Origin of the sequence: Pseudomonas sp. MD330_10 (assembly GCF_042610415.1) — a bacterium.
GTDB lineage: Bacteria > Pseudomonadota > Gammaproteobacteria > Pseudomonadales > Pseudomonadaceae > Aquipseudomonas > Aquipseudomonas rhodesiae.
Window position 1 is genome coordinate 84,489 of sequence record NZ_JBHGZU010000009.1, and the last position, 14,367, is coordinate 98,855.

The 14,367-nt window shown below is 61.2% G+C and carries 13 protein-coding genes; 5 read left to right on the forward strand and 8 right to left on the reverse strand.

The window, feature by feature from the left end; genetic code table 11:
- Positions 1–582 carry a GNAT family N-acetyltransferase gene (locus ACFZPT_RS16170; RefSeq protein ID WP_034113161.1) on the forward strand — a complete coding sequence of 194 codons (582 nt, stop codon included), beginning with the start codon at positions 1–3 and terminating at the stop codon, positions 580–582.
- On the opposite strand, the gene ACFZPT_RS16175 is transcribed toward ACFZPT_RS16170, so the two are convergent.
- Positions 583–1,473, reverse strand: coding sequence for a LysR substrate-binding domain-containing protein (locus tag ACFZPT_RS16175; protein WP_034113162.1), 891 nt, complete (start codon positions 1,471–1,473; stop codon positions 583–585). It lies immediately after the preceding gene.
- Positions 1,474–1,653: 180 nt separating this feature from the next.
- Between ACFZPT_RS16175 and ACFZPT_RS16180 the strand changes: the two genes are divergently transcribed.
- Positions 1,654–1,998 (forward strand): hypothetical protein, encoded by a 345-nt coding sequence (locus tag ACFZPT_RS16180; protein ID WP_034097361.1) that lies wholly within the window; start codon positions 1,654–1,656, stop codon positions 1,996–1,998.
- A gap of 60 nt (positions 1,999–2,058) precedes the next feature.
- On the opposite strand, the gene ACFZPT_RS16185 is transcribed toward ACFZPT_RS16180, so the two are convergent.
- The gene (locus tag ACFZPT_RS16185) at positions 2,059–2,295 is read right to left on the reverse strand and encodes a hypothetical protein (RefSeq protein ID WP_016979714.1); all 237 of its coding nucleotides are present in this window, start codon (positions 2,293–2,295) and stop codon (positions 2,059–2,061) included.
- Positions 2,296–2,522: 227 nt separating this feature from the next.
- Here ACFZPT_RS16185 and ACFZPT_RS16190 point away from each other — a divergent pair, with 227 nt between their 5' ends.
- Entirely contained in the window at positions 2,523–3,080 is a 558-nt protein-coding gene (locus ACFZPT_RS16190; protein WP_034097035.1) for an NADPH-dependent FMN reductase, read from the forward strand.
- Positions 3,081–3,135: 55 nt separating this feature from the next.
- On the opposite strand, the gene poxB is transcribed toward ACFZPT_RS16190, so the two are convergent.
- Complete coding sequence (poxB, locus tag ACFZPT_RS16195; protein WP_034113166.1) at positions 3,136–4,860, reverse strand: ubiquinone-dependent pyruvate dehydrogenase; 1,725 nt, start codon at positions 4,858–4,860, stop codon at positions 3,136–3,138.
- A 77-nt stretch (positions 4,861–4,937) separates the two neighbouring features.
- On the reverse strand, positions 4,938–6,170 hold the full coding sequence (locus tag ACFZPT_RS16200; protein WP_034113167.1) for an NADH:flavin oxidoreductase/NADH oxidase family protein: 1,233 nt from the start codon (positions 6,168–6,170) through the stop codon (positions 4,938–4,940).
- Between the two features lie 71 nt (positions 6,171–6,241).
- Between ACFZPT_RS16200 and ACFZPT_RS16205 the strand changes: the two genes are divergently transcribed.
- Entirely contained in the window at positions 6,242–6,646 is a 405-nt protein-coding gene (locus ACFZPT_RS16205) for a MerR family transcriptional regulator (protein ID WP_034113169.1), read from the forward strand.
- 40 nt (positions 6,647–6,686) lie between these two features.
- Here ACFZPT_RS16205 and ACFZPT_RS16210 read toward each other — a convergent pair whose 3' ends face one another.
- Both ACFZPT_RS16210 and ACFZPT_RS16215 read right to left on the reverse strand, forming a co-directional pair.
- On the reverse strand, positions 6,687–7,181 hold the full coding sequence (locus ACFZPT_RS16210) for a DUF934 domain-containing protein (RefSeq protein ID WP_034097039.1): 495 nt from the start codon (positions 7,179–7,181) through the stop codon (positions 6,687–6,689).
- Positions 7,165–8,823 (reverse strand): nitrite/sulfite reductase, encoded by a 1,659-nt coding sequence (locus ACFZPT_RS16215; RefSeq protein WP_034113171.1) that lies wholly within the window; start codon positions 8,821–8,823, stop codon positions 7,165–7,167. The genes ACFZPT_RS16210 and ACFZPT_RS16215 overlap by 17 nt, the downstream gene beginning before the upstream one ends.
- Positions 8,824–9,246: 423 nt before the next feature.
- Between ACFZPT_RS16215 and ACFZPT_RS16220 the strand changes: the two genes are divergently transcribed.
- The gene (locus ACFZPT_RS16220; protein WP_034113173.1) at positions 9,247–10,314 is read left to right on the forward strand and encodes an ABC transporter substrate-binding protein; all 1,068 of its coding nucleotides are present in this window, start codon (positions 9,247–9,249) and stop codon (positions 10,312–10,314) included.
- Here ACFZPT_RS16220 and ACFZPT_RS16225 read toward each other — a convergent pair.
- Together ACFZPT_RS16225 and metH are read right to left on the reverse strand one after the other, a co-directional pair.
- Positions 10,311–10,520: a DUF2970 domain-containing protein gene (locus ACFZPT_RS16225; RefSeq protein WP_034097042.1), complete on the reverse strand. Its 210-nt coding sequence runs from the start codon at positions 10,518–10,520 to the stop codon at positions 10,311–10,313. The genes ACFZPT_RS16220 and ACFZPT_RS16225 overlap by 4 nt on opposite strands.
- A gap of 68 nt (positions 10,521–10,588) precedes the next feature.
- On the reverse strand, positions 10,589–14,299 hold the full coding sequence (metH, locus tag ACFZPT_RS16230; protein WP_034113175.1) for a methionine synthase: 3,711 nt from the start codon (positions 14,297–14,299) through the stop codon (positions 10,589–10,591).
- Positions 14,300–14,367 lie beyond the last annotated feature (68 nt).

The window sequence follows — 14,367 nt, forward strand, 5'->3', positions numbered from 1 at the left end:
ATGCAAGCTGTAACGAACCCGAAGTATCCAGGGCTCAGTGTGCGGGTCGCCGATGCAGGCTTTGACGCTTATGTCTGGGGCAATGATTTCAGCTTCGAAGTCAGTGGCTATGGCGTGCCGCAGATGGGTAAGCGGGTCGATCAATGGCCGGTGGAGCGTATCCTGCCGTACCGCAAGTGCTATGGCATCGACCCGGAGGAGTTCGCCAGTTTCCGCAACGCCCCCGACAGCGCCATCTTTATGGCCTACCTGGATGACGAGCCGGTGGGGCACATCGTCGTCAGCACCAATTGGAACGGCTTTGCCCATGTCGACGAGCTGGCGGTGGCGCTGCAAGCACGCCGGCACGGGGTGGCCAAGGCGCTCCTGGATGTGGCGCAGTTCTGGAGCCGCAAGAAAAGCCTGCCGGGCATGGTGCTGGAAACCCAGAACAACAACCTCGGCGCGTGCCGCCTGTATGAGCGCTGCGGCTATGTGATGGGCGGGATCGACCACCTGCGCTATCGCGGCATCGACCCGCAGACCCGCGAAGTGGCGATTTTCTGGTATCGGCTGTTCAAAAGCGAAGTCGACAAGGCTTAGTCAGCCCAGAAGGGCTTGCGCCTTGTGCGTGACGATCTCCAGCAACGCATTCAAGGCCGGGGAGGGCGTGGCGTCCTTGAGCGTCAGCGCATACAGACTGACCATGATCGGCGGCGACACCGGGCAGGCATCCAGTCCGGCCTCCCGAGCGCCGTATGCGGTGAAGGGGTCGACGATCGCCAAGCCTTCACCCGCCTCTACCATGCTGCGCATCATCTGATAGGTCTGGACCCGCGTCTGCACCACGGGCAACGGGCGCAGGGCTTGCAGCTTGGCGTCCAGCAGACGACTGAGCGGGTCTTGCCCTTCAAGGCCAATCATTGACTGGCCGGCCAGTTCCTGCAGGGCGATGTACTTCTGCTTGGGCTTGAGCCAGCCATGGGGCGCGAGCAGTTGCAGCTTGCCTTGGGCCAGCACATTGCATTGGATCTGCGGGTGCTCGGGGTCGTGCAGGCTCAGGCCGACTTCGGCCTCGCGCAGCAACAGGCTTTTGACGATCTCCCGCGTCGGCTGGCTGGACAGATTGCACGGCGTGTCCTGAAAACGCCGGCGCAATGCGGCAATGCTTTGCGGCAGTAGTTGATTGGCCAGGGGCGGAGTGCACAGGGCGCGCAGGGTGGGTGCGTGATGGAGTTTGAGGCGGCTGGCCAGGCGTTGCACCGGCTCCAGGGCTTCGTAGAGCAAGGCGATGTCGGCTTGCAACTCCAGGGTTTCGCGCGTGGCCTGTAGGCGCCCGCGCACGCTGGCAAACAACATGAAGCCCAGTTGATGCTCGGCATCCTTGAGCGTTGCGTCCACATCGCCCACGGGGAGTTGCAACCACTCGGCGGCCGTGCCGAGGTGTCCGGTCTGCAAAATGGCCTGAATCACTTCGATATGACGTAAACGCATCGCCGGAGTCTATGTGCAGCGCCGTGGGGTTTCAATGGCGCGGGCCTCGATGCGCAAAAAAGACTGCGCGGGTCGCTCACACCTATGGCTTTCGGCCATGACCCCACTAGAATGGCGCGTCCGAACATCGATGACCAAAGCCGCCAACGGCACTTACAACAAAAACAGGTCGGGTCTCACATGCCAATCCCCTCGCGCTTTTTTGGGGTAACGGCCAAGCAACTCCTGGTGCTTCTGACCGTGGGGTGCACGGCTGCTTATCTCTTGAGTAATCACGACGAACCCTTGCCGGAGAGTCTGGCGCTGGAAACCTTTATCCGTTCCCAGGAGCAGGTGAGCGAGCAGGTGGGGGCGGTGCTGGGCATTGCCCTGGTGCGTCAGGTGCAGGCGTATCCGGCTTATGGCGCGCCGGGTTACACGCGATCACTGTATGCGGTCGAAGGGGAGCGAGGGCAATTGATGGTCACGCTCAAACAGGTCGAGGGTGAGGCTGATGCCGAAGTGACGGAGATCCGCCGACCGTGATCGCCCAGCCCAGTCAATGCCATCAATGGCCAGGACTGAGCAGGCAGAAACGGCGCGATCTTAAGAAGCGAGGGTGGTTTGCGACTCGCGGACCAGAATCGTCCCCGATTGAATCAGTTTGAATTCGTCGCCTTCCAGTTTTTCTACACGATCGCCAATGGCCAGCTTGTAGGTGGTGGTAGGCGCCGAGCCAGCCAGGTCGCCTTGGGCCGGGTTGGATTCCTGGAACTCATGCACCGAATACACGCGTCCTTCTGCATCTCTGGCATGGAACTGTCCGACAAGTACTGCTGCCATCTGTTTAGAACCTCTGGAGATAAACACTCGATTTACGTTTGTGTAGACCGTCAGCGAGCGGGGTAGTTTACCTATAAGAAAAAAATACTATTCGTAGGCTTTATCAGAAGCTTCCTACGCTGCGTGGCGCCATACAAACCTCTAGAAACACTGCAAAACCTGCTGGTGAACGCGCGGCGAAGACTCTATAACTACAAGCTCCTTTAGTCAGACGTCGGGAAACCTCAATGAGCAAGGTCTACACGATTGCCGTCCTGGTTGGCAGCTTGAGAAAAGACTCCATCAACCGCAAAGTCGCGTTGGCGTTGGCCGAACTGGCCCCTGCCAATCTGAAGTTGAACATCGTGGAAATCGGCGATCTGCCGCTCTACAACGAGGACATCGATGGTGCTTCACCGCCGGCAGCCTACAGCACTTTCCGTCAGCAGGTGAGTTCATCCGACGCGGTGCTGTTCGTGACCCCCGAATACAACCGCTCAGTGCCGGCGCCGTTGAAGAACGCGATTGACGTGGGTTCGCGCCCTTACGGTAAAAGCGCCTGGAGCGGCAAGCCAGGGGCGATTATCAGTGTGTCGCCGGGGGCGATTGGCGGGTTTGGCGCCAACCACCATTTGCGCCAGTCGTTGGTGTTCCTGGATGTGTGGTGCATGCAGCAGCCGGAAGCCTACCTGGGCGGCGCGGGCAGCGTGTTTGACGACAGCGGCAAGGTGTCGGAAAAGACCAAGCCATTCTTGCAGGCGTTTATCGATGCCTACGGCCAGTGGGTAGAAAAACAGCGGGGCTGAATTACGCGCCTGAGGGGTGTGGGGGATTGCTCCCACACGCCCCTACAGATACGGCTTATCGTAGCCAGTTGGTGCGCGCCAACTCGATCACCTCATCGCCACGCCCGCTCATCACCGCCTTGAGCATGTACAGGCTGAACCCTTTGGCCTGTTCCAGCTTGATGCTGGGCGGCATCACCAGTTCCTGGGTCGCGGTGACCACATCCACCAGCACCGGGCCATCATGGGCCAGGGCACGGCGCAACGCCGGCTCCAGGTCTTCGGATTGCTCCACGCGAATACCGAGAATGCCCATGGCATTGGACATGGCGGCAAAGTCCGGGTTTTTGAGATCGGTGCCGGCCTCCAGGTAACCGGCGGCCTTCATCTCCATGGCGACAAACCCCAGCGACGCGTTATCGAACACGATGACTTTGACCGGCAGCTTCAATTGCGCCAGTGAAATGAAATCCCCCATCAACATGGCAAAGCCACCGTCGCCGGACATTGAGATCACTTGGCGTCCAGGGAACGCTGCCTGTGCGCCGATGGCCTGGGGCATGGCATTGGCCATTGAGCCGTGGTTGAACGAGCCGATCAGGCGGCGCTTGCCGTTCATCTTCAGGTAACGCGCGGCCCACACGGTGGGCGAACCGACGTCAGCGGTGAAGATGGCATCGTCGTCCGCCAGTTCGCTGAGCAGGCGTGCGACGTACTGCGGATGAATCGGCCGATTGGCTTTGGACGGCTGCGCCAGATCGTCCAGACCCTGGCGGGCTTTTGCATAGTGCTTCAACGACGTGTCGAGAAAGCTGCGGTCGGTTTTGCGGGTCAGGTGCGGCAGCAGGGCGTCCAGGGTCTCGCTGACGTCGGCGGCGATGCCCAAGTCCAGGGTGGCGCGTCGGCCGAGGGCCTGGGGGTCGCGGTCGATCTGGATGATCGTAGCGTCAGTGGGGTAGAACTGGCGATAGGGGAAGTCGGTGCCGAGCATGATCAGCGTGTCGCAGTCGAGCATGGCGTGGTAGCCGGAGCTGAAGCCGATCAGGCCGGTCATGCCCACGTCGAACGGGTTGTCCCACTCCACATGCTCCTTGCCCCGCAACGCATGCACCACCGGCGCACCGAGGGTGTCGGCCAGGGCGACGACTTGGTCATGGGCGCCGGCGCAGCCACTGCCGCACAGCAGGGTGACTTTCTGGCTGCTTTGCAGGATCTCGACCAGGCGTTGCAGGTCCTGCTCCGCCGGCAAGGTGCGCGGCGCGTGCAGGGCGGGCCAGGGTTTGAGCTTGTCCTCGACTTCCAGCAGCGACACATCCCCCGGAATCACCACCACCGCCACGCCGCGATTGAGAATCGCCGAACGCATGGCGCGATGCAGCACCTGGGGCATCTGCTCAGGGTTGCTGACCAGCTCGATAAAGTGGCTGCATTCCTTGAACAGCTCTTGGGGATGGGTTTCCTGGAAGTAATTCAGGCCGATCTCGGACGATGGGATCTGCGCGGCAATCGCCAGCACCGGTACGTGGTTGCGATGGCAGTCGAACAGACCGTTAATCAAATGCAGGTTGCCCGGCCCGCAACTGCCGGCGCATACGGTCAGCTCCCCGGTGGCGGCCGCTTCGGCGCCCGCAGCGAACGCGGCCACTTCTTCGTGACGTACGTGCATCCACTCAATGCTGTCCATGCTGCGCAAGGCGTCGGTCAGCCCATTGAGGCTGTCACCGGTCAAACCCCAGATGCGCTTGATGCCCGCCTGTTCCAGGGTGGTCGCCAATTGCTGGGCCAGGTTGATTTTCGCCATGAAGAACTCCAATCGTCAGTGAGGTTAAAAGCTGCTGATCAATAGGGGACAGTTCGATCACGGCGAATGCTCCGCCTTTAATGTGAAGATTGCGTCATGCTTGCGCGGTACTGCCGAGTGCGCCGAGCGATAAACCACTGATCACGCACCAGCGCCAGGCACGGTGCAACCTTGGGCTTGGGCTGGTGGCCGCGGCTCAGGCGGCGCATCTGGTCGCGTACCACGGCCAGGGTGGCGAGGGCGGCAAGCGGCTTGCGCTGCCACTGGATCGGTTTGAGTTGCGGGTTGGGGTCGCGGCCTTCGCGCCAGTGCTTGAGCAGCTGCGGCTCCAGGGTCAGCGCGGTGGCGATGCCCGCCATGGCGATGCCGCTGTCCAGCACTTGCTGCACGATGGGCAGGCGACGAATGCCGCCGGTCACCATCAACGGCATGGTGGCGATGCTTGCCAGTTCCTTGGCAAATTCCAGGAAGTACGCTTCGCGCGCCAGGGTACGCCCATCCCGCGCTTCACCCTGCATGGCCGGCGCTTCATAGCTGCCGCCGGACAATTCGAGCAAGTCGATGGGCAAGGGGTTGAGCATCTCCACCACGGCGCGCGCATCCGCTGCATCGAAGCCGCCACGCTGGAAGTCCGCCGAGTTGAGCTTGACTGCCACGCAGAACGACGGGCTGACACTGGCGCGCACGGCGTGGATCACTTCCAGCAGCAGGCGTGCGCGGTTTTCCAGGGAGCCACCCCAGCGGTCGGTGCGGTGGTTGCTCAGAGGCGAGAGAAATTGGCTGATCAGGTAACCGTGTGCGCCGTGGATCTGCACGCCGCTGAACCCGGCTTTCTCAGCCAGGCGCGCGCTGGTGGCGAAGCGCTGGATCACATCCTGGATATCCTCCTCGGTCATGGCACGAGGGGTGGCGAACATCTTCGAGAAACTGCCCAAGTCCATCGCGATGGCCGACGGCGCCCGGGCTTGCTGGCCGAGGTTGGCCATGGTCTGGCGGCCCGGGTGGCTGAGTTGAACCCAGAAATGCACGCCCTTGGCCCGTGCCACATCGGCCCACTCGCGGAAGCTGTCCAGGTGTTCTTCGTTTTCCAGCGCGACGCCGCCAGGGCCGGTCATGGCGCGGCGATCAATCATCACGTTGCCGGTCAGCAACAGGCCCGGCTCGCCGTCCGCCCAGGCTTTGTACAGTTGCTTGAGCGCACGGGAGGGTGCTTGGTTGAGATCGGCCATGTTTTCTTCCATCGCGGCTTTGGCGATGCGGTTGGCGATGATTTGGCCGTTGGGCAGGTGCAAGGGTTCAAACGGTGACATGGGTTGACTCCTGAGCGGGGGAGGCCTCAGGCTAAGCTTAAAGTTAACTTTAATGTCAAGCAGGCATCGCAATGAATATCGGAGAACTGGCAAAACAGAGTGGATTAGCCGCGTCGCGCATTCGTTTTTACGAAGCCGAAGGACTGATCAGCCAAGTCGGGCGTCAGGCCAACGGCTATCGGCGCTATGCACCGGAAGCCTTACAGACCTTGCAGTTGATTCAGAGCGCGCAACAGGCCGGGTTTACCTTGCAGGAGCTCAAGGCGCTGATGCCGGCGCCGGGGGAACACAAGCGCGAGGAGTTGATCCAGGCGCTGGAACGCAAGGTGCAACAGATCGAAGAGATGCAGGCCCATTTGGCCCACAGCAAGACGCAGTTGTTGGGGGTGATCGAAGCGGTACGGGCGCAGCCGGAAGGCGTGCCGTGTTCGATGGGGCAGAAGCAGGTGCTGGCGTCGATCAACCTCAACCGATAAAAAAGCCCTGGCATGCCAGGGCTTTTTCATGTGCGCCAACTCAGCGGCGACGGAACAGCGGCAGCGGCTCGTCAGTGGCGGCCTGGTAGGTCACCGAGAAGTCCTTGAGGCTTTCCAGCGCTTCGTACGGGTCTTTGTCGGCGCGCAAGGCGAAGGCATCGAAGCCGCAACGGTGCAGGTAGAACAGCTGATCGCGCAGTACATCGCCAATCGCTCGCAGTTCGCCCTTGTAACCGTAGCGGTCACGCAGCAGGCGGGCGTTGGAGTAGTTGCGGCCATCGGTGAAGGCCGGGAAATTCAGGGCTATGACCTGGAAGTGTTGCACGTCCGCGCCGATCTCTTCGGCTTCTTCATCGGCGTCCAGCCACACGCCCAGGCCGCCGTCGCGAGCCTTGAGGGCGTGGCCGTGTTCGCGCCACAGCGCCAATGGCACGATCAGGTCGTCGCAGTTGGAAATGCCGTCGAAGCTCGCGTCCTTGGGCAGCAGGTGCCAGGTTTCGTCGACGACTTCGTTGTTCTTAATGATTCGCTGCATAGACGCGCTCCTTGAACAGGTCGATGCCGATACGCTGATAGGTGTCGATGAAACGCTCATCTTCGGTGCGCTGTTCGATGTATACGTCGATCAGTTTGCCGATCACGTCAGGCATGGCTTCCTGGGCGAAGGACGGGCCGAGGATCTTGCCCAGGCTCGCATCGCGGCTGGCGCTGCCACCCAGGGACACTTGGTAGAATTCTTCGCCTTTCTTGTCCACGCCCAGGATGCCGATATGGCCGACGTGGTGGTGACCACAGGCGTTCATACAGCCGGAGATGTTCAGGTCAAGCTCACCGATGTCGAACAGGTAGTCCAGGTCGTCGAAACGGCGCTGGATCGATTCGGCGATTGGGATCGACTTGGCGTTGGCCAGGGAGCAGAAATCCCCGCCCGGGCAGCAGATGATGTCAGTCAGCAGGCCGATGTTCGGCGTGGCGAAACCGCTCTCGCGTAGCTCGCCCCACAGGGTGAACAATTGGCTCTGCTCAACGTCCGCCAGGATGATGTTCTGCTCGTGGGAGGTGCGCAGTTGGCCGAAGCTGTAGCGCTCGGCCAGGTCGGCAACGGCGTCCAGCTGTTTGTCAGTGATGTCGCCTGGGGCCACGCCGGTTGGCTTGAGCGACAGGGTCACGGCCACATAGCCTGGCTTCTTGTGGGCCAGGGTGTTGCGGGTACGCCAGCGGGCGAAGCCAGGATGCTGCTGGTCGAGGGCGGCGAGTTCGGCGTCCTGATCGCTCAGGGCCTTGTACTCGGGGTCGACGAAATGTTTGGCGACGCGGTGCACTTCGGCGTCGGTCAAGGTGGTCTGGCCGCCGCGCAGGTGTTCCATCTCGGCGTCGACCTTTTGGGCGAACACCTCAGGGGTCAGCGCCTTGACCAGGATCTTGATCCGGGCCTTGTACTTGTTGTCGCGACGGCCGTAGCGGTTGTAGACGCGCAGGATGGCGTCCAGGTAGCTCAACAGGTCCCGCCACGGCAGGAACTCGTTGATAAACGCGCCGACGACCGGGGTACGGCCCAGTCCGCCACCCACCAGTACGCGGAAACCCAGCTCGCCAGCGGCGTTGTACACCGGCTCCAGGCCGATATCGTGAACTTCGATGGCGGCACGGTCCGAGGTCGAGCCATTGACGGCGATCTTGAACTTGCGCGGCAGGTAGGCGAATTCGGGGTGGAAGGTGGTCCACTGGCGAATGATTTCACACCAGGGGCGCGGGTCGATCAGCTCATCGGCGGCTACCCCGGCGAACTGGTCAGTAGTGACGTTGCGCAGGCAGTTACCGCTGGTCTGAATCGCGTGCATTTGCACGGTGGCCAGTTCCGCCAGGATGTCCGGCACATCTTCCAGGGCCGGCCAGTTGAACTGAACGTTCTGGCGGGTACTGATGTGGGCGTAGCCTTTGTCGTAGTCGCGGGCAATCTTGGCCATCATGCGGGTCTGGCGCGAGGTCAGTTGGCCGTAAGGCACGGCCACGCGGAGCATCGGCGCAAAGCGCTGAACATAAAGGCCATTTTGCAGGCGCAGAGGGCGGAACTCTTCTTCGCTCAGTTCACCTGCCAGATAGCGTCGGGTCTGATCACGGAACTGCTTGACGCGGTCCTCGATGATGCGCTGATCGTATTCGTCGTATACGTACATATAGGTCCTGTTCTCGGCAAATCTGCGCGCACGGCCGCGCACTCCCAACGGAGCCGGCGCACGATACCAGTTTGCGTTTATGCGCAAAAGTGATGTTTGAGTATATGCACATAACCAAAATGACTAATGAGACGGGTTATCACGATATCCATATTTGTCATGCGGGCAATCATCGACTTTACTGTCGTCGAGTCTTAGTGCAATCACCTATAAAACCGACAAGAGGCGATGCGATGAGCAATCCTACAAAAGCCCGTAAACCCGACAGCACCGTGGATGCCTGGGCCATTCTGTTCCTGATCATCCTGGTGGTGGGCACTGCGGTATTCTGGGTCAGCCACCAATAAACCCTGTTGATTGAGCCTCGATTGTCGGTCGCATCGCCTTTATCCTAGGCGGCTTATTTTCAAGGCTCAAATCACCATGTTGAAGGTTTTGCTGGCGTGTGCGTGCTTGCTGGGTTCGACGTATGCGGCGATGGCTCAAGCCACGTCCGTGGTGTTCCTCAACCCTGGCAAGTCTACGGAAACCTTCTGGGTAGATTACGCGCAATTCATGCAGGCCGCCGCCAAGGATCTGGGCCTGGAGTTGCGCGTGCGTTATGCCGAGCGCGAAATCCAGAACACCCTCGTGCAGGCCCGTGAGGCACTGCAAGGCGACAAGCGCCCGGATTATCTAGTGCTGGTCAACGAGCAGTACGTCGCCCCGCAGATCATGCGTATGGCCCAGGGCAGTGGGGTCAAGCTGCTGCTGGTGAATAACGCGCTGACCGCCAGTCAAGCACAATGGCTGGAGGCTCAGACCGATGTCGATGAGATCGGCACCCTGGTAGCCGAAGACGATACCGCCGGCTACTTGATGCTCATCGACTTGCTGCGCCAGCACGGCCCCGTCGCGCCGGGACATACCCTCGATCTGCTGGCCTTCTCCGGCGCCCAGCACACCCCGGCCGCACAGTTGCGCGAGCAAGGCTTGCACCGTGCGCTGGCCGAGCATCCCGAAGTACGTCTGCGTCAGTTGGTCTACGGCGAGTGGAGCCGCGAACGTGCCTTTGAGCAAGCTACGCAGTTGTTCAAGCGTTATCCGCGCACGGCCTTGGTGTGGTCGGCTAACGACGAGATGGCGTTGGGCGCCATGCGCGCCCTTCAGAACAGCGGACGAACACCAGGCAAGGATGTGCTGTTCAGCGCTGTCAATAGCTCACCGCAAATCCTTCGGGCGCGCCTGGACGGGCGACTGAGCACGCTGGTGGCCGGGCATTTCACCCTGGGTGGATGGGCGATGGTGCTGATCCATGACGATGCCAACGGCATCGACATACGCGCCCACGGCGGGCTTGAGCGCCAGAAAGCGCTGTTCCAGTTGATCGACGCGCAGCAGGCGCAACGCTTGCTGCGGCCTGTGCCTGCGGTGGATTTCCGTGCGCTGTCCGCCCAGGGCAAACCGGCGTCCTACCGTTACCCGTTCAGCCTGCAGTGGCTGCTGCGTTAAACACCGGCCAGGTGCAGCACCAGCTTGACGATACCGAACAGGGTCAACGCAAATACCACCGTGAACAGGATGCCCAGGACCACAAAGTGGCTGGGCTTGCCGTGGGTGAAGTCACGGGCGCGGTTCTTGCCGCTTTGTACGCCAAAAGCGGCGGCCACCACGCTGTGCAGCATTTGCCAGAAGGTCGGCGGTTTGTGCTCGTCCATAGGTCCCTCGACACTCAGTGTGTGAGGGACAGCATAGACAATCGGCCAAATTTGAAAGCACGCCAGGTTTAGCTGTCGTAGCCCAGGTTCGGCGCCAGCCAGCGTTCGGTCACGGTCAGATCCTGGCCCTTGCGTGCGGTATAGCTGGCGACTTGGTCTTTATCGATCTTGCCCACGGCAAAGTATTGCGCCTGGGGATGGGCGAAATACCAGCCGCTGACGGCCGCTGCCGGGAACATCGCATAGTGCTCGGTAAGGAACACACCGCTGCGCCCGGCGTGCATTTCGCGGGCTTCGGGGTCCAACAGTTGGAACAGTTGGGCTTTCTCGGTGTGGTCCGGGCACGCAGGGTAGCCGGGGGCAGGGCGGATGCCGCTGTACTGCTCTTTGATCAGCGCCTCGTTGTCCAGTTGTTCATCCTTGGCGTAACCCCAGTGCTCCTTGCGCACCTGCTGGTGCAGCCACTCGGCGCAGGCTTCGGCCAAGCGGTCGGCGAGGGCTTTGACCATGATCGAGTTGTAGTCGTCGCCGGCGTCCTGGTACGCCTTGGCCACTTCTTCGGCGCCGATGCCAGCGGTAGTAATAAAGCCACCGATGTAGTCGGTCACGCCGCTGTTCTTGGGGGCGACGAAGTCGGCCAGGGAGAAGTTCGGCTTGCCGTCGGTCTTGATGATCTGTTGGCGCAGGTGATGCAGCTTGGCGAGGGGCTGGCCATCGTCGCCGTAGACCTCCAGGTCATCCTCGTCGACTTGGTTGGCCGGCCAGAAACCGAGCACCGCACGGGCGCTGATGAGTTTTTCGTTGATCAACTTATCGAGCATGGCCTGGGCATCGGCGTACAGCGCGGTTGCCGCTTCGCCCACCACTTCATCGGTGAGGATGCGCGGGAATTTGCCCGCCAGGTCCCAGGAAATAAAGAACGGCGTCCAGTCGATGTATTCGGCCAGCACCCTCAGGTCGATATTGTCCAGGACCTTGGCGCCAGTGAAGGTCGGCGTCACTGGGGTGTAGTTGGCCCAGTCGAACTGCGGCTTCTTGGCGATGGCGGCCGCGTAGCTCAGGCGCTCGGTGCGCGCACTGCGGTTGGAGGTGCGTTCGCGCACTTCGATGTAGTCCTGGCGGGTCTTCTCGACAAAACCAGCCTTCAATTCCTTGGACAGCAGTTGCGTAGCCACGCCCACGGCGCGCGAGGCGTCGGTCACATAGATCACTGCATCGTTGCTGTACTTGGGTTCGATCTTCACCGCCGTGTGTGCCTTGGAGGTGGTGGCGCCGCCGATCATCAGCGGCAGGTGGAAGTCCTGGCGCTGCATTTCGCGCGCCACATGCACCATCTCGTCCAGGGACGGCGTGATCAGCCCCGACAGCCCGATGATGTCGCACTTCTGTTCCTTGGCCACTTGCAGGATTTTCTCCGCCGGCACCATCACACCCAGGTCGACGATGTCATAGCCGTTGCAACCCAATACCACACCGACAATGTTCTTGCCGATGTCGTGCACGTCGCCTTTGACGGTAGCCATCAGGATTTTGCCCTTGGCTTCTGGCTTATCGCCTTTTTCCAGCTCGATAAAGGGGATCAAGTGGGCCACGGCCTGTTTCATCACCCGGGCGGATTTCACCACCTGGGGCAGGAACATTTTGCCGGCGCCGAACAGGTCGCCGACGATGTTCATGCCGGACATCAGCGGGCCCTCGATCACTTCGATCGGGCGCGCGAACGACAGCCGCGATTCCTCGGTGTCTTCGACGATATGGGTGGTGATGCCCTTGACCAGCGCATGCTCCAGACGCTTGTTGACGTCCCAGCCGCGCCATTCTTCGGTCTCGGCTTCCTTGACGCTCCCGTCGCCCTTGTATTTGTCGGCAATGGCAAGGAGGGCGTCGGTGCCGTCCGGGGTGCGGTTAAGGACCACGTCTTCCACCGCGTCGCGCAGCTCGGCGGGGATCTGATCGTAGATCTCCAACTGGCCGGCGTTGACGATGCCCATGGTCAAGCCATTGCGGATCGCATGCAGCAGGAACACCGAGTGGATCGCCTCGCGCACCGGGTTGTTGCCGCGGAACGAGAACGACACGTTGGACACACCGCCGGAACTCAGCGCATACGGCAGCTCATCGCGGATGTAGGCGCAGGCGTTGATAAAGTCGACCGCGTAGTTGTTGTGTTCCTCGATACCGGTGGCGACCGCAAAGATGTTCGGGTCGAAGATGATGTCTTCCGGCGGGAAACCCACTTCATTGACCAGAATGTCGTAGGAGCGTTTGCAGATTTCTTTCTTGCGCGCTTCGGTGTCGGCCTGGCCGGCCTCGTCGAACGCCATCACCACCACCGCCGCGCCGTAGCGCTTGCACAGTTTGGCGTGGTGGATGAACTGCTCGACGCCTTCCTTCATGCTGATGGAGTTGACGATGCCCTTGCCCTGGATGCACTTGAGGCCGGCCTCGATCACTTCCCACTTGGAGGAGTCGATCATGATCGGGACGCGGGAAATGTCCGGCTCGCCGGCAATCAGATTGAGGAAGGTCACCATGGCCTTCTTCGAATCGAGCATGCCTTCGTCCATGTTGATGTCGATCACCTGGGCGCCGGCTTCCACCTGCTGCAGGGCGACTTCCAGGGCTTCGGTGTAGTTGTCCTCACGGATCAGCCGGGCGAACTTGGCAGAACCGGTGATGTTGGTGCGTTCGCCGACGTTGACGAACAGCGAGTTGCGATCGATGGTGAACGGCTCCAGCCCCGACAGGCGGCAGGCCTTGGGGATGTCCGGGATTACGCGCGGCGCATAACCGGCCACGGCCTTGGCGATGGCTTCGATATGGCCCGGCGTGGTGCCGCAGCAACCGCCGACGATATTGAGAAAGCCGCTCTGGGCGAATTCTTCGATGACCTTGGCGGTCTGCGCCGGCAACTCGTCGTACTCGCCGAATTCGTTGGGCAGGCCGGCGTTGGGGTGCGCGGACACATGGGTGTTGGCCTTGTTGGACAACTCTTCCAGGTACGGGCGCAGTTCGCTGGCCCCGAGGGCGCAGTTCAGGCCCACGGAAATCGGCTTGGCGTGGGCTACCGAGTTCCAGAACGCTTCGGTGGTCTGGCCCGACAGGGTCCGGCCGGAAGCGTCGGTGATGGTGCCGGAGATCATGATCGGCAGCTCAAGGCCCAGTTCCTCGAACACCCCTTGCACGGCGAAGATCGCGGCTTTGGCGTTGAGGGTGTCGAAGATGGTTTCGATCAGGATCAGGTCGGCGCCCCCTTCGATCAGGCCCTTGGTGGCCTCGGTGTAGTTCTCCACCAGTTCATCGAAGGTTACGTTGCGGTAGCCGGGGTTGTTCACGTCGGGCGACAGCGAGCACGTGCGGCTGGTCGGGCCCAGTACACCGGCGACGAAACGCGGCTTGTCCGGGTTCTCGGCGGTCTTGGCATCGGCAATCTTGCGCGCCAGGCGTGCGCCTTCGACGTTCAGCTCATAGGCCAGTTCTTCCATGCCGTAGTCGGCCATGGAAATCCGCGTGGCATTGAAGGTGTTGGTTTCGAGGATGTCGGCGCCGGCATCCAGATAAGCCTTTTCGATCCCGCCGATCACGTCGGGGCGGGTGATCACCAGCAGGTCGTTGTTGCCCTTGACGTCGCTGGGCCAGTCGGCAAAGCGTTTGCCACGGTAGTCGTGTTCTTCCAGTTTATAGCTCTGGATCATCGTGCCCATGCCGCCGTCGAGGATCAGGATACGTTCCTTGAGGGCGTGGTGAAGAGCTTGCAGACGAGCGCTACGATCGGACATGGGACTACTCTGGTCAGGCATTACGGAGGGCGTGGATCATAGCAAACCTGTGCGGATTTGGAGCATGC

What these genes read in the sequence shown, in the direction of transcription:
- ACFZPT_RS16170 (WP_034113161.1), top strand. Translation starts at nt 1, where the DNA reads ATGCAAGCTGTAACGAACCCGAAGTATCCAGGGCTCAGTGTGCGGGTC.
- ACFZPT_RS16175 (WP_034113162.1), bottom strand. Translation starts at nt 1,473, where the DNA reads ATGCGTTTACGTCATATCGAAGTGATTCAGGCCATTTTGCAGACCGGA.
- ACFZPT_RS16180 (WP_034097361.1), top strand. Translation starts at nt 1,654, where the DNA reads ATGCCAATCCCCTCGCGCTTTTTTGGGGTAACGGCCAAGCAACTCCTG.
- ACFZPT_RS16185 (WP_016979714.1), bottom strand. Translation starts at nt 2,295, where the DNA reads ATGGCAGCAGTACTTGTCGGACAGTTCCATGCCAGAGATGCAGAAGGA.
- ACFZPT_RS16190 (WP_034097035.1), top strand. Translation starts at nt 2,523, where the DNA reads ATGAGCAAGGTCTACACGATTGCCGTCCTGGTTGGCAGCTTGAGAAAA.
- poxB (WP_034113166.1), bottom strand. Translation starts at nt 4,860, where the DNA reads ATGGCGAAAATCAACCTGGCCCAGCAATTGGCGACCACCCTGGAACAG.
- ACFZPT_RS16200 (WP_034113167.1), bottom strand. Translation starts at nt 6,170, where the DNA reads ATGTCACCGTTTGAACCCTTGCACCTGCCCAACGGCCAAATCATCGCC.
- ACFZPT_RS16205 (WP_034113169.1), top strand. Translation starts at nt 6,242, where the DNA reads ATGAATATCGGAGAACTGGCAAAACAGAGTGGATTAGCCGCGTCGCGC.
- ACFZPT_RS16210 (WP_034097039.1), bottom strand. Translation starts at nt 7,181, where the DNA reads ATGCAGCGAATCATTAAGAACAACGAAGTCGTCGACGAAACCTGGCAC.
- ACFZPT_RS16215 (WP_034113171.1), bottom strand. Translation starts at nt 8,823, where the DNA reads ATGTACGTATACGACGAATACGATCAGCGCATCATCGAGGACCGCGTC.
- ACFZPT_RS16220 (WP_034113173.1), top strand. Translation starts at nt 9,247, where the DNA reads ATGTTGAAGGTTTTGCTGGCGTGTGCGTGCTTGCTGGGTTCGACGTAT.
- ACFZPT_RS16225 (WP_034097042.1), bottom strand. Translation starts at nt 10,520, where the DNA reads ATGGACGAGCACAAACCGCCGACCTTCTGGCAAATGCTGCACAGCGTG.
- metH (WP_034113175.1), bottom strand. Translation starts at nt 14,299, where the DNA reads ATGTCCGATCGTAGCGCTCGTCTGCAAGCTCTTCACCACGCCCTCAAG.